This is a genomic window from Acinetobacter pseudolwoffii (genome assembly GCF_002803605.1).
Classification (GTDB): Bacteria; Pseudomonadota; Gammaproteobacteria; order Pseudomonadales; family Moraxellaceae; genus Acinetobacter; species Acinetobacter pseudolwoffii.
This window is the reverse complement of sequence record NZ_PHRG01000003.1, coordinates 336490-350637: the sequence shown is the minus strand read 5'-3', so window position 1 is coordinate 350637 and position 14148 is coordinate 336490. Positions and strand designations below refer to the sequence as shown.

The 14148-nt window shown below is 44.4% G+C and carries 10 protein-coding genes; 8 read left to right on the top strand and 2 right to left on the bottom strand.

Annotated features, from left to right (window positions below):
• Positions 1–13: 13 nt before the first annotated feature.
• From betA to CWI32_RS08550, 3 genes are all read left to right on the top strand, one after another.
• A complete protein-coding gene (gene betA, locus CWI32_RS08560; RefSeq protein WP_100535112.1) occupies positions 14–1681 on the top strand; it encodes a choline dehydrogenase in 1668 nt (555 codons plus the stop codon).
• A 147-nt stretch (positions 1682–1828) separates the two neighbouring features.
• Positions 1829–2599, top strand: coding sequence for a TorF family putative porin (locus CWI32_RS08555; protein ID WP_100535111.1), 771 nt, complete (start codon positions 1829–1831; stop codon positions 2597–2599).
• 362 nt (positions 2600–2961) lie between these two features.
• Positions 2962–5160 (top strand): OsmC domain/YcaO domain-containing protein, encoded by a 2199-nt coding sequence (locus tag CWI32_RS08550; protein WP_074382772.1) that lies wholly within the window; start codon positions 2962–2964, stop codon positions 5158–5160.
• Between the two features lie 300 nt (positions 5161–5460).
• Here CWI32_RS08550 and CWI32_RS08545 read toward each other — a convergent pair whose 3' ends face one another.
• Complete coding sequence (locus CWI32_RS08545) at positions 5461–7173, bottom strand: electron transfer flavoprotein-ubiquinone oxidoreductase (RefSeq protein WP_074382773.1); 1713 nt, start codon at positions 7171–7173, stop codon at positions 5461–5463.
• 220 nt (positions 7174–7393) lie between these two features.
• A complete protein-coding gene (locus tag CWI32_RS08540) occupies positions 7394–8230 on the bottom strand; it encodes an IclR family transcriptional regulator (RefSeq protein WP_005170895.1) in 837 nt (278 codons plus the stop codon).
• A 480-nt stretch (positions 8231–8710) separates the two neighbouring features.
• Between CWI32_RS08540 and CWI32_RS08535 the strand changes: the two genes are divergently transcribed.
• From CWI32_RS08535 to CWI32_RS08515, 5 genes are all read left to right on the top strand, one after another.
• A complete protein-coding gene (locus CWI32_RS08535; RefSeq protein WP_074383164.1) occupies positions 8711–9865 on the top strand; it encodes an acyl-CoA dehydrogenase family protein in 1155 nt (384 codons plus the stop codon).
• Between the two features lie 32 nt (positions 9866–9897).
• A complete protein-coding gene (locus CWI32_RS08530) occupies positions 9898–11097 on the top strand; it encodes an acyl-CoA dehydrogenase (protein WP_100354827.1) in 1200 nt (399 codons plus the stop codon).
• Between the two features lie 249 nt (positions 11098–11346).
• A complete protein-coding gene (locus tag CWI32_RS08525) occupies positions 11347–12627 on the top strand; it encodes an MFS transporter (protein ID WP_100535110.1) in 1281 nt (426 codons plus the stop codon).
• Between the two features lie 41 nt (positions 12628–12668).
• Entirely contained in the window at positions 12669–13340 is a 672-nt protein-coding gene (locus CWI32_RS08520) for a 3-oxoacid CoA-transferase subunit A (protein ID WP_005170906.1), read from the top strand.
• Entirely contained in the window at positions 13340–13993 is a 654-nt protein-coding gene (locus CWI32_RS08515; protein ID WP_005170908.1) for a 3-oxoacid CoA-transferase subunit B, read from the top strand. Before CWI32_RS08520 ends, CWI32_RS08515 begins: the two co-directional genes overlap by 1 nt.
• The last annotated feature ends 155 nt before the right edge of the window (positions 13994–14148 follow it).

Sequence of the window (14148 nt, the reverse complement as noted above, 5' to 3'; positions counted from 1 at the left end):
AGGTCTCCGCTTGATGAATTACGATTATATTATTATCGGGGCAGGCTCGGCCGGAAATGTGCTGGCTGCTCGATTGACTGAGGATCCGGATACCAAAGTCTTGCTATTAGAGGCGGGCGGGCCGGATTATCGTCTGGATTTTAGAACCCAGATGCCGGCAGCCTTGGCTTATCCTTTACAGGGACGCCGTTATAACTGGGCCTATCTGACCGATCCTGAACCACATATGAATAATCGCCGCATGGAATGCGGACGTGGTAAAGGCCTTGGTGGCTCATCGCTGATTAATGGCATGTGTTATATCCGCGGCAATGCCATGGATCTGGAACAGTGGGCCAGCTTGAAAGGTCTGGAACACTGGAGCTATGCAGAATGTCTGCCCTATTATAAAAAGGCGGAAACACGCGATATTGGCGGCAATGACTATCATGGCGATGCCGGGCCAGTTTCAGTCGCAACACCAAAAAATGATAATAATGAGCTGTTTCATGCCATGATCGAAGCTGGTGTACAGGCCGGTTATCCACGAACGGACGATTTAAATGGCTATCAGCAGGAAGGCTTTGGCCCGATGGATCGTACCGTGACTCCGCAAGGCCGCCGTTCCAGTACCGCGCGCGGTTATCTGGATATGGCCAAAGGGCGCGACAATCTCACTATTATTACCCATGCCATGACCAATAGAATTCTGTTTAGCCAGAAGCAGGCGATTGGCGTGGAATATTTTGAAGGTCAAAATGCCTTACAACCCATTCAGGTCTTTGCCGATAAAGAAGTTCTGCTGTGTGCTGGGACGATTGCTTCCCCGCAAATTTTGCAGCGTTCAGGTGTGGGTCCTGCCGCATTATTAAAAAGTCTGGACATTACAGTCGTTCAGGACTTGCCGGGTGTGGGCGAAAACTTGCAGGATCATCTGGAAATGTACCTGCAATACCAGTGTAAAAAACCGGTCAGTCTCTATCCCGCCTTAAAGTGGTATAACCAGCCGATGATTGGTGCTGAATGGTTATTTCTAGGCACAGGTATTGGCGCCAGTAATCAGTTTGAAGCAGGCGGCTTTATCCGTTCTTCCGACGAGTTCGAGTGGCCCAATATCCAGTATCATTTCCTGCCGATTGCAATCAACTATAATGGAACCAATGCCATTCATGAGCATGGTTTTCAGGCGCATGTCGGTTCGATGCGTTCACCCTCCCGCGGGCGTATACAACTCAAATCCAAAGATCCGTTTGAGCATCCAAGTATTTTATTTAACTATATGAGTACCGAGCAGGATTGGCGCGAATTCCGGGATGCCATCCGGATTACCCGGGAAATTATGCACCAGCCAGCACTTGATCCTTATCGGGGTGAAGAAATCAGTCCGGGTCAAGCTGTACAGACAGATGCCCAGATTGACGAGTTTGTGCGTAATCATGCTGAAACCGCATATCACCCATCTTCTAGCTGTAAAATGGGCGAGGATGATATGGCAGTTGTGGACGGTTATGGCCGGGTACATGAAATGCAGGGTCTCAGAGTCATTGACGCTTCCATCATGCCCTTAATTATTACCGGAAATTTGAATGCCACTACCATCATGATGGCCGAGAAACTGGCAGATCATATTCGGGGAAATCCGGCTTTAGCTGCATCGACTGCGCCGTTTTATCGGGCAGCTCGAGTCTCAAGCCAAGCTTGAAATTTCTATTTTACAGGTGGAAATAGGCATAAACTTATATTAATTATGCGTTAAAATAAGCTGTATATTTTGATATTAATCGATCTTTAAGTAGGGCTGCATCATGTTTTCAGCCCTTTTATTTACCCAAAAAGAATTTTATATTTTATGAGAATCTTAAATCAAACCTTGCTCTTCGGCTGTGTCACATTTTCCAGTATTTGTAGTTTTGCAAATGACGTTCAAAACAATCAAATACAAGCAAGTGGCAACCTGAGCGTGGTGTCTAAATATGTATCACGCGGTTTAAGCAATGCACCGGAAGACGATAATATTGCACTACAAGCAGGGTTGAATTTGGCCTATGGCAACTTTTATGTGGGCTATTGGGGTTCTACATTGGGTTATTCCTATGCTGAGGTGCAAGGACGCAGAGGGCATAGCACCGATAAATTCGAGCATGACTTTTTGGTCGGCTATACGCACAGCTCGGAACATTATGATTGGGATTTCTGGAATGCCACCTATTATTATCCAGGGGGCGAAAACACCACCGGTAATGAGTTGGGTTTAAATGTCAGCCGTATGCTGGATGAAAAAACCAGTATTGGCGCGAGCGTATCGACCTATCTTTATGATGTGGCCTATGCCAATCAGGGCGATACCTTTTATACGCTGAATCTGAACCATCAATTGAATGATCGTGTGAATGCCAGTCTGACTGCTGCAGGTAGCTATTTTAATGATGAAGGCAAATATGAAGGTGGAGAACTGGGTGATACCCAAAAACAGCATGCCTTCCGTTATGCGTCTGCCGGACTGAGTTATGCAATCTTGCCTCAATTAAGTGTGTCAGGCGAATATCTGCTGGGGGGCTATGACCGCTACGGTGACAAGCAGCGAAATCTTGCCTTATTCGGTTTAAGTTATGATTTTTAAGGCCTTAAAGCTTAGAAGATGAAATGATTTTTATCTGTCTTAAATATGTTAAAGCTACATCAGAAGCGCTCATTTGATATTAAAAGCAATACATGGATCGTCACAAACTTTAAATGTGTTGATTCATGTTGTTTCTATTTCTTAGCTTTATAGAAAATATCGCGGAAAAGCTCACAAACGTTATCAATTTCATCAAATGACTCTATAATAGCGCCCATCCTTAAAGGGTTCGCCGTAGCAGCATGGCTACGTCATTACCCTGATTCATTTTTAAGTCAAGTTCTCCTGCGTGATTCGGCTTGTACATTCAGATTCAGCATCTTATCTGTCCATGCGGCACATAAGAACATTTAGGTGTCCACATGGAAATCAAGGTCAATTATCTCGACAATCTCCGCCAAGAAGCCAAATTTGATGACTTCACGGTAATTGCCGATCAACCGATTCGCTACAAAGGCGATGGTTCCGCTCCCGGCCCATTCGATTATTTTCTGGCCTCATCGGCGCTTTGTGCAGCTTACTTTGTCAAAGTATATTGTGCAGCACGTGATATTCCGACCGAAAATATTCGCCTGTCACAAAACAATATTGTCGATCCTGAAAACCGTTATAAACAGATTTTTAAAATTCAGGTTGAGCTGCCGGCTGATATTTCAGAAAAAGACCGTCAAGGCATTTTGCGCTCGATTGATCGCTGTACCGTCAAGAAAGTTATTCAGACTGGCCCTGAATTTGTAATTGAAGAAGTCGAAAGCATTGATGCCGATGCGCAAGCCTTGTTAATGCCAAGTCTGGCCTCGGCAAACAGCACCTTCATTCCGGGCAAAGATCTGCCTTTGGAAGAAACCATTGCCAATATGTCTGCCATTCTGGCCGGTCTGGGCATGAAGATTGAAATCGCATCATGGCGCAACATCGTACCAAATGTATGGTCATTGCATATTCGTGATGCGCAGTCGCCAATGTGCTTTACCAATGGTAAAGGGTCAACCAAGGAAAGTGCGCTGGCTTCGGCACTGGGCGAGTTCATCGAGCGTCTGAACTGTAACTTCTTTTATAACGACCAGTTCTGGGGTGAAGACATTGCCAATGCAGAATTTGTACATTATCCAGATGAAAAATGGTTTAAGCCGGGTCCAAATGGCGAACTTCCACAGGAAGTCTTAGACGAATACACGCTTGAAATTTATGATCCTGAAGATGAGCTTTTAGGTACTCATCTTTATGACACCAACTCGGGCAACACCGAACGCGGCATTTGTTCACTGCCATTTGTACGGCACTCTGATGGTGAAACTGTTTATTTCCCATCAAATCTGATTGAAAACCTTTACTTAAGTAACGGCATGAGTGCAGGGAATACCTTGCCTGAAGCTCAGGTGCAATGCCTGTCAGAAATCTTTGAACGTGCAGTCAAGCGTGAAATTATTGAAGGTGAACTGGCTTTACCGGATGTGCCTGAACAGGTGCTGGCAAAATATCCAAAAATCGTGGAAGGCATTAAAGGTTTAGAGGAACAGGGCTTCCCGGTGCTGGTCAAAGATGCTTCATTAGGCGGCCAATTCCCGGTAATGTGTGTGACCTTGATGAACCCGCGCACTGGCGGTGTGTTTGCCTCTTTTGGTGCGCATCCAAACTTTGAAGTGGCACTTGAACGCAGCCTGACTGAATTGTTGCAAGGTCGTAGCTTTGAAGGTCTGAATGACCTGCCAAAACCAACCTTTAGTTCAAATGCCGTGACTGAACCAAACAACTATGTCGAACACTTTATCGATTCGAGTGGTGTGGTGTCTTGGCGTTTCTTTAGTGCCAAAGCAGATCATGAATTCGTGGAATGGGATTTTACCAATAATGGCCAAAACTCCAATGCAGATGAAGCTGCAGCTTTATTCGGCATTCTGGAAGAGCTCGGTCATGAAGTCTATATGGCGGTTTATCAGCATCTCGGCGCAACAGCTTGTCGGATTCTGGTGCCAGGCTATTCTGAAATCTATCTGGTTGAAGATCTGATCTGGGACAATACCAACAAGGCTCTGGCATTCCGCGAAGATATCTTGAACCTGCATCGTCTTGATGAAGAACAGCTTGAAGCACTGGTAGAGCGTCTGGAAGAATGCGAACTGGATGATTATACCGAAATTAAAACCCTGATCGGGGTTGAATTCGATGAAAATACTGAATGGGGACAGCTCACTATTCTTGAGCTAAAACTCTTGATTTATATCGCTTTACAGCAATTTGAAGAAGCCAAGGATCTGGTTGAGCAGTTCTTGCAGTTCAATACCAATACCGTTGAACGTGGCCTGTTCTACCAATGCATGAATGTCGTGCTTGAAGTATTGCTCGATGATGATATGGAGCTGGAAGATTATGCACACAACTTCCGCCGTATGTTTGGTGATGAACGTATGGATGCGGTTATGGCTTCAGTTGAAGGCACGCTTCGTTTCCATGGCCTGACTGAAACCAGCATGAAGCTTGAAGGTCTGGATCGTCATTTACGCCTGATTGATAGCTATAAAAAACTGCATGCTGCGCGTGCCAAGTTTGTCGCAAAATAAATCAATTCCCTGAATGACTCAAATTTTAGTCGTTCAGGTCTGATTTTAAAATGGCTGATCCGGCTTCGGGTCAGCCATTTTTTCAGCACGACATAAACCAGATTATTTTCCTATCTCATTTCAATAGATAGAGTGATACAGGCTTATTTTGATTTACTTTAAAATTTATTAATCCCAGCTCTCGAGAGAACTGGGATTACCTAAAAAATTAAAGTGAAGAGTTAGTACGAACTGCTTCAAGATTGGGTAAGTGAATCAGAGAAATAGATATATTTTTTTAATTCACAAGAACTATCCAAATTACATATTTGGATAGTTTGGACCACCGCCACCTTCCGGTGTTACCCAGGTGATGTTCTGAGACGGATCTTTAATATCACAGGTCTTGCAGTGCACACAGTTGGCTGCATTGATCTGGAAACGCTTGGAACCGTCATTATTTTCCATGATTTCGTATACACCTGCCGGGCAGTAACGCTGTGCCGGCTCATCCCATTTCGGTAAGTTCACTTCCACCGGAATCGAAGCATCAGTCAGCTTTAAATGCGCAGGCTGGTTTTCTTCATGTACGGTATTGGATACAAATACTGAAGACAGACGGTCAAAGGTCAGCTTGCCATCCGGTTTAGGATAGTTCGGTTTAAACGTTTCAGCCGCCTGAGTTTTCAGTGCCGCATGGTCTTGTACCAGATCATGTAGGGTAAACGGTACTTTAAACACGTTCTGATCAATGAAGTTAAATGCACCACCGATCCATTGACCGAATTTATGCATTGCCGGGCCAAAGTTACGTGAGTTATATAACTCTTCTTTCAGCCAGCTTGCATCAAACTTGTCTTTATAGGCGGTCAGTTCTTTGACAAAGAAATCTTCGCCTTCAACTACACGCGCAACCGCCAGATCACCGCCTTTTTCCACACCAGCCGCAATCGCTTCAAATACCGCTTCGCCGCAGAGCATGCCGGACTTCATTGCCGTATGTGAACCTTTGATTTTGGCAAAGTTCAGGAAACCTGCATCATCACCAATTAAAGAGCCACCCGGGAAGGTAAATTTAGGCAGTGAGTTAAAGCCACCTTTGGTCACGGCACGTGCGCCATAAGAAATACGCTTGCCGCCTTCCAGATATTGTTTAATCAGAGGATGGGTTTTCCAGCGCTGCATTTCCATAAATGGATACATATGCGGATTGGTGTAGGACAGATCCACGATCATGCCCAAAGTCACCTGATTATTTTCAGCATGGTATAACCACCAGCCGCCACTCGAGCCGGTTTCATTGAGTGGCCAGCCGGCACCATGCATCACCAGACCCGCTTTGTGCTTGGCCGGATCAATTTCCCACAGTTCTTTGATCCCGATACCGTAATGCTGTGGATCTGCATCTTTGGCCAGGTTGAACTGTTCGATCAGACGTTTACCGAGGTGGCCACGACAACCTTCAGCAAAAATGGTGTATTTGGCATGCAGTTCATAACCCGGGGTAAAGTTATGCGTTGGTTCGCCATCTTTACCAATGCCCATGTCACCGGTCTGGATGCCTTTCACGGTACCGTCAGCATGATACAGAATGTCCGATGCGGCAAAGCCCGGAAAGATCGAGACTTCCAGTTCTTCCGCTTTCTGGCCTAACCAGCGCACCACATTGCCCAGCGAGATGACATAGTTGCCATCGTTATGCATGGTTTTTGGCACCATCCAGTGTGGGGCTTCTTGTGATTTTTCATCTGAAAGCAGGAAGAAAGTTTTATCTTCGGTCACCGGCACATTGAGCGGTGCGCCTTGATCTTTCCAGTCCGGGAATAATTCATTGATGGCACGTGGTTCAAGTACCGCACCTGACAGGATATGTGCACCGACTTCGGAGCCTTTTTCTACGACACAAACGGACAAATCATTTAAGTTGTTTTCAATTGCAAGTTGACGGATCTTGATCGCAGCAGATAGACCTGCAGGGCCTGCGCCGACGATGACGACGTCAAACTCCATCGATTCTCTTGTTATATCTTCCATAATATAAAATCCAGTTTCGCTATACGATATTTATAGCATTATCCAGATGGCTTATGAAGTCTAATTTTTGTTTTTTATAGGGATAGATTTTGAGAGTCTTGGATTGCTGTAGAATGAATAGAATTGAAAAGATCCGGTTCAATATTAGAAAACGGTTTAATTATTATTGGCTGCAACAAATAAAAAGAGCGACCTAAGCCGCCCGAATGAGAGGTTTTACTTACATATTATTCAGGTTCATGGCAATACTATTCACCATGTGAATCAGACGCGGGCCAATTTCATTTTCCAGTTTTTCCTGATTTAGCAAATAACTTGGTGCACCACAGTTAAAAGTTAAAATACCATGTTTGGGATGAATCAAAGGAACGGCCACAGAGTTCACATCTTTGGCCCAGTCTCCGAGAGATAAACAATAACCATAATCCTGATAATCGCGAATGGCGCGTTCTAGATTTCGTTTAATTGTTGTCCATTGATCTTCATTTCTTTTTTTAATGGCATCAAATAAATATTCACGTTCTTTCACGTCCATCGCCGCCAGACATGCACGCCCCATGGCACTCGAATGAATTGGTAAAGTTGAACCCACTGAACGGCGCATGGTTAAAGTCGTATCTGTATGTACCACTTCCAGATAGATCATATTGAGACGGTCACGTGTTGCCATTGCCACTGGCGCCTGGGCATAACGTGACATTTCTTCCATAAATGGATAGGCCTGGGTTCGCGCAGAAATATTGCTTAAGGCAGAATAGCCCAGAGCCAGTACACCGACATCGAGTAAATATTTAGTCGTATTTGGAAGTTGTTTCAGATAGCCTAAAGATACCAGCGTACTGGTAATACGCGCCACGGTTGGCTTTGGTAAATTGGTCATTTGTGCAATTTCTTGATTGCCCAACAACTGATTGGTCGCAGAAAAGCATCTTAGAATCTCAAGGCCACGCGCAATAGACGCAATAAATTGGGGATTGTTTTCGCGATGAATATGCGAGATCGGATCTAAGCGAATTTCATCAAAATTAGGTATTTCACCTGTTTTATTTTTAGTCATGGTCTACAGAAATAGAGAAGTAAATTAATGAATATCATAGCAACTTAGTTTCACGATACAAAATAAAACATTTAAATTGTAGATGAATTATATGAGTAACGACTAAATATTATTCTATCTCATGTCTAAATGCTGCTATACAGAGTAAATAACTGCAAAAAATAGTGAAGCTATTTTTAAAATAAAGCCTTTAAATAAACAATAAATTTTACCACTTTTTAAGCTCTCATCTCTGGTCAGCTCCTTATAGAAAGCAGCGTTAGTAAAGCGAAATTTAAAAAGCAATAATTTCGTATTGTGAAATATTATTCTATATAAAATCCATTTTAAAGCCAGATAAATTTCGTTTTTTTATAAAAAATAAATTTTTTGACGAATTTGCTTGCTGAATTTTTATTTTTATGGTTATTTATTTCGTAATACGAAACTAAAAATAAAACGGTAAAGGAATTTACCCAGACCATATACATGGAGATTCATATGATTCGCGATCCGGAAATGCTCGATCAACTTCTGTCTACGATTCGAGATTTTGTAAAAAATGAACTGGTTCCTCTCGAACATGAAGTAGAAGAGAACAATGCCATTCCTGAACATATTGTGGAGCAGATGAAAGAACTGGGTTTGTTTGGTCTGACGATTCCAGAAGAATACGGCGGTTTAGGCATTACCATGGAAGAGGAAATTCTGGTTGCGATGGAATTAGGCCGGACATCGGCTGCATTCCGTTCTCTAATCGGGACCAACAACGGTATTGGTTCAAGTGGCATCGTCATTGATGGTACAGAAGAGCAAAAACAGAAATATTTACCGCGTTATGCAACCGGCGAAATCATTGGTTCTTTCTGTTTGACTGAGCCAGATTCCGGTTCAGATGCTGCATCTTTAAAAACCAATGCGGTAAAAGATGGCGATTATTATGTTTTAAATGGCACCAAACGTTTTATTACCAATGCGCCACGTGCAACGACATTTACAGTCATGGCACGCACCAATCCAGAAATCAAAGGCGCCAGTGGCATTTCAGCATTTCTGGTAGAAGCGGGCACACCGGGCTTGAGCCTAGGCAAAATTGATAAAAAAATGGGTCAACATGGTTCTTATACCTGCGATGTTATTTTCGATAATTGCCGGGTGCATAAAGACCAGCTGATTGGTGGTGTTGAAGGCGTTGGTTTCAAGACAGCCATGCGCGTTCTGGACAAAGGCCGTTTACATATTGCCGGCTATAGCGTGGGTATGGCAGAGCGTATGCTGGAAGATGCCTTAAATTATGCGGTAGAACGCAAGCAGTTTGGTCAGGCTATTGCAAATTTTCAGCTGATTCAGGGCATGTTGGCAGATTCTAAAGCTGAAATTTATGCAGCCAAATGTATGGTGCTGGATGCAGCCCGACTGCGTGATGCCGGTCAGAATGTGACGACGGAAGCCTCTTGCGCCAAAATGTTTGCCACTGAAATGTGTGGTCGTGTTGCTGACCGCTGTTTACAGATTCATGGTGGAGCAGGCTATATCAGTGAATATTCAATTGAACGTTTTTACCGTGATGTGCGTTTGTTCCGTTTATATGAAGGCACGACACAAATCCAGCAAATTATTATTGCACGTGAAATGATTAAACAGGCCACAGCCTAAACATATAATTTTTAAAATAGGGAAATATAAAAATGACGACTAAAACTAGATTTGATTGGCAAGACCCGTTCCTGATTGAACAGCAGCTCAGCTCAGAGGAACGTATGATCCGTGATGCGGCAGCAGCATATTGTCAGGACAAGCTGATGCCACGCGTATTAGAACAGTTCCGTCATGAAAAAACCGATCCGGCCATTTTTCGTGAGATGGGCGAGCTTGGTTTACTGGGCCCCACTATTCCAGAACAGTATGGTGGTGCTGGTTTAAATTATGTCAGCTATGGTCTGATTGCACGCGAAGTTGAGCGTGTTGATTCAGGCTATCGTTCAATGGCCAGCGTACAAAGCTCTTTGGTAATGGTGCCGATTAACGAATTTGGTTCTGAAGAGCAAAAGCAGAAATACTTACCAAAACTAGCGACTGGTGAATATATTGGTTGCTTCGGCCTGACTGAACCGGATCATGGTTCTGATCCGGGCAGCATGATTAGCCGTGCCAAAAAAGTGGATGGCGGTTACCGTCTCACCGGCGCAAAAATGTGGATTACCAATAGTCCGATCGCGGATGTATTTGTGGTCTGGGCCAAAGAAGTTTCTGCCGAAGGTAATGTCGGTGACATTCGCGGATTTATTCTGGAAAAAGGCTGGGAAGGGCTGTCTGCACCTGCGATCCATGGCAAAGTCGGTTTACGTGCCTCGATCACCGGTGAAATTGTGATGGATAATGTCTTTGTCCCTGAAGAAAATGCATTTCCAGAAGTGCGTGGCTTGAAAGGTCCATTTACCTGCCTCAACAGTGCCCGTTACGGGATTGCCTGGGGTGCGATGGGTGCAGCAGAATTTTGCTGGCATACCGCACATCAATACACCATGGACCGTAAACAGTTTGGCCGTCCATTGGCAGCAAACCAGCTGATCCAGAAAAAACTGGCCGATATGCAAACTGAAATTGCCCTTGGTTTACAGGTCGCATTACGTTTTGGTCGCATGAAAGATGAAGGTATCGCGTCAGTTGAAGGAACTTCGCTGATCAAGCGTAATAACTGCGGTAAGGCCCTGGATATTGCACGTCTGGCACGTGACATGATGGGTGGTAACGGGATTTCTGATGAATTTGGTGTAGCCCGTCATCTGGTTAATCTGGAAGTCGTGAATACCTATGAAGGTACTCATGATGTACATGCCCTGATTTTAGGACGTGCACAAACCGGCATCGCTGCATTTTGTAACTAAGTCTAGCTATAACATCTAGCCAGCACATGCTGGCTAGAGCGCCGACTATTTGCTGCCGTTTGTTTGCAAATACCAGGTTTTCTATAAGATATTCAATTAAAATCAAGTGGAAACATGCACATAAATTAAATACCCGATAGGCAGATGATAGGATTATCACCCTGTTTCACTATATCTTTCATATAAATAATTACGTGAAAGATAAAAGTTATAAAAGCACCGGAATGCTCAAAATATTTTAAGGACGCCATGAATACGATCAGTGCGCAACACCCTCATTTGGAAAATGATAACCAACCCAAGAAAAAAGTCTGGATTCTGGCCTTTGTGTTCTCATTTTTGGCATTACTGGTCGATGGAGCCGATATTGCGTTGTTGGCCTACAGTCTGACCAGTCTGAAACAGGAATTTTCATTAAGCAGTATGCAAGCCGGGGCGCTGGGCAGCTGGACATTGGCAGGTATGGCGATTGGTGGATTTTTTGGTGGCTGGGCATGTGACCGTTTTGGCCGGGTTCGTGTTATCGTCATTGCCATTGCATTATTTTCTTCATTAACCTTCTGGTTGGGATTCGTGGAAAGTTATGATCAGTTCAAATGGCTGCGATTTACGTCTGCGATTGGACTAGGTGCTCTATATATTGCCTGTAACACACTCATGGCAGAGTATGTACCCACCAAATATCGCTCTACAGTATTGGCAACGCTCATGACTGGCTGGACTTTAGGCTCGGTGGTCGCAACTGTTCTGGCTGGATGGTTATTACCTGAGTTTGGCTGGCGATACCTCTATTATATTGCCATTATTCCAATTGTACTGGCTTTCGCGATGTACTTTTTGGTGCCTGAACCGAAAGCCTGGTTAGAAGCACGTCAGGCCCGACTGGATGCAAAAGCCAGTGGCATTGTGCAGGAAAAGCCCAAGAACACTTTCAAAATGATTTTTGAAGATGCACTCAGCCGTCGCATGTTTATCCTCTGGTCCTTCAGTACCGCATTTTTACAGTTTGGCTATTATGGAGTCAGCAACTGGTTACCGGCCTACTTAGAGACTGATCTGGGAATCAAGTTTAAAGAAATGACCATGTATATGATCGGAACTTTCCTGATCATGATGTGTACCAAGGTTATTGCCGGTTTTATCGCTGACCGGATTGGCCGTCGTGCGGTATTTGCTTTCGGCACTATGGGTACTGCAATTTTTATCCCTGTGATTGTCTTTGGTAATACGCCGGATAACATTCTCTGGCTGATGTTATTTTTTGGTTTTCTCTATGGTATTCCATACGGTATTAATGCGACTTACATGACAGAAAGCTTCTCCACCAAAGTGCGTGGAACAGCCGTGGGTGGTGCCTATAACGTAGGCAGACTGGGTGCTGTGTTTGCACCTCTTACCATTGGTTATTTTGCTCAAGGAGGCTCAATTGGTACGGGTTTACTGATCATGGGAATTGCCTATTTTCTTTGTGGCTTGATTCCGGCTTTCTTTATTAAAGACCGCTTATTTGATCCGCAAAAAGCCGATTGATCTACCAATCAAAATATATAGAAAAGATGCTAGGAAGCAATATGATGAATAAAATCACGCAGGATATCGAAACAGTTCTCAAACAGATTCCTGATGGTGCACACATTATGACCAGTGGTTTCGGTCTGGCAGGCCAACCGGTGGAACTGATCGAAGCACTGATTGATCTGGGCCCGAAAGATTTAACCATTATCAATAATAATGCAGCCTCTGGAGATCGTGGACTTACCAATTTACTGTTATCGGGACTGGTCAAAAAAATGATCTGTTCCTTTCCACGCGCCAATAACTCTACTGTATTTGAAGACCTGTACAAGGCTGGAAAAATTGAACTGGAACTGGTTCCGCAGGGCAATCTGGCCTGCCGTATTCAGGCAGCAGGTGCCGGCTTAGGGGCAGTTTTCACGCCGACTGGCTTCGGCACCAAAATTGCAGAAGGTAAAGAAACGCGCCACATTAATGGCAAGGATTATGTGCTGGAATATCCGATTCATGCCGATTATGCCTTGATCTATGCCAATCAGGCAGACCGCTGGGGCAATTTGACCTACCGCAAGGCAGCGCGTAATTTTGGTCCGATCATGGCCAAAGCGGCGACAACCACTATCGCTCAGGTACATCAGATTGTGGAGCTGGGAGATCTTGATCCAGAGATTATCGTAACGCCGGGCATTTTTGTACAGCATGTGGTTCAGGTCGGAGATATCAAATAATGACTATTCAAAAACGTACTCGTGAACAGATTGTGGCAAAAGTCGCGCAAGATATTCCAAGCGGTTCTTTTGTCAATCTGGGCATCGGTTTACCGACCCGTGTGGCAGGTCATTTAAAACCGGAACAGAACGTGATCCTGCACTCTGAAAATGGTGTTTTGGGTTTTGCGGCCTTGAATGATCCTGAACAGGCAGATGATGACCTGATTAATGCCGGCAAGGAACTGGTGAGCATGCTGGAAGGCGGCAGTTTTATGAACTCTGCAGATTCCTTCGATATCATGCGCGGTGGGCATCTGGATATTTGCGTCATGGGGGCCTTTCAAGTGGCGATTAATGGTGATCTGGCCAACTGGCATACCGGTAATGCCGCTGCTGTACCTGCCGTAGGCGGCGCCATGGATCTGGCCGTCGGTGCCCGTTGTGTTTATGTCTGTATGGAACATGTCACCAAAAACGGTGCAGCCAAAATTGTTGAAGAGCTGACTTATCCGATTACCGGCAAGCACTGTGTAAACCGTATTTATACCGATTTGTGTGTGATTGAGCTCAAAGACCAGCAGGCCCGGGTCATTGAGATGGTGGAGGGGTTAAGCTTTGAGGAACTGCAACAGCAGACCGGATGTAAATTGCTGGATCATCGGCAGCAGTAGACAGCGCAGAGCTTCACCTTGTATAAATTACAGTATGCCTGTAACTTGTAAATCGTAGCTTAGGCTGCGATTTACGCATGTTTAAATGCTGAGTATTACATATAGATTTTGAATATCTGGAATAAGGCCGATCTTTACGCAATTTGAAGATATAA

Excerpts from the sequence above, each read along its gene's own strand:
- CWI32_RS08545 (WP_074382773.1), bottom strand. The coding sequence starts at position 7,173 with ATGGAAGATATAACAAGAGAATCGATGGAGTTTGACGTCGTCATCGTC.
- CWI32_RS08550 (WP_074382772.1), top strand. The coding sequence starts at position 2,962 with ATGGAAATCAAGGTCAATTATCTCGACAATCTCCGCCAAGAAGCCAAA.
- CWI32_RS08520 (WP_005170906.1), top strand. The coding sequence starts at position 12,669 with ATGATGAATAAAATCACGCAGGATATCGAAACAGTTCTCAAACAGATT.
- CWI32_RS08540 (WP_005170895.1), bottom strand. The coding sequence starts at position 8,230 with ATGACTAAAAATAAAACAGGTGAAATACCTAATTTTGATGAAATTCGC.
- CWI32_RS08525 (WP_100535110.1), top strand. The coding sequence starts at position 11,347 with ATGAATACGATCAGTGCGCAACACCCTCATTTGGAAAATGATAACCAA.
- CWI32_RS08555 (WP_100535111.1), top strand. The coding sequence starts at position 1,829 with ATGAGAATCTTAAATCAAACCTTGCTCTTCGGCTGTGTCACATTTTCC.
- betA (WP_100535112.1), top strand. The coding sequence starts at position 14 with ATGAATTACGATTATATTATTATCGGGGCAGGCTCGGCCGGAAATGTG.
- CWI32_RS08515 (WP_005170908.1), top strand. The coding sequence starts at position 13,340 with ATGACTATTCAAAAACGTACTCGTGAACAGATTGTGGCAAAAGTCGCG.
- CWI32_RS08530 (WP_100354827.1), top strand. The coding sequence starts at position 9,898 with ATGACGACTAAAACTAGATTTGATTGGCAAGACCCGTTCCTGATTGAA.
- CWI32_RS08535 (WP_074383164.1), top strand. The coding sequence starts at position 8,711 with ATGATTCGCGATCCGGAAATGCTCGATCAACTTCTGTCTACGATTCGA.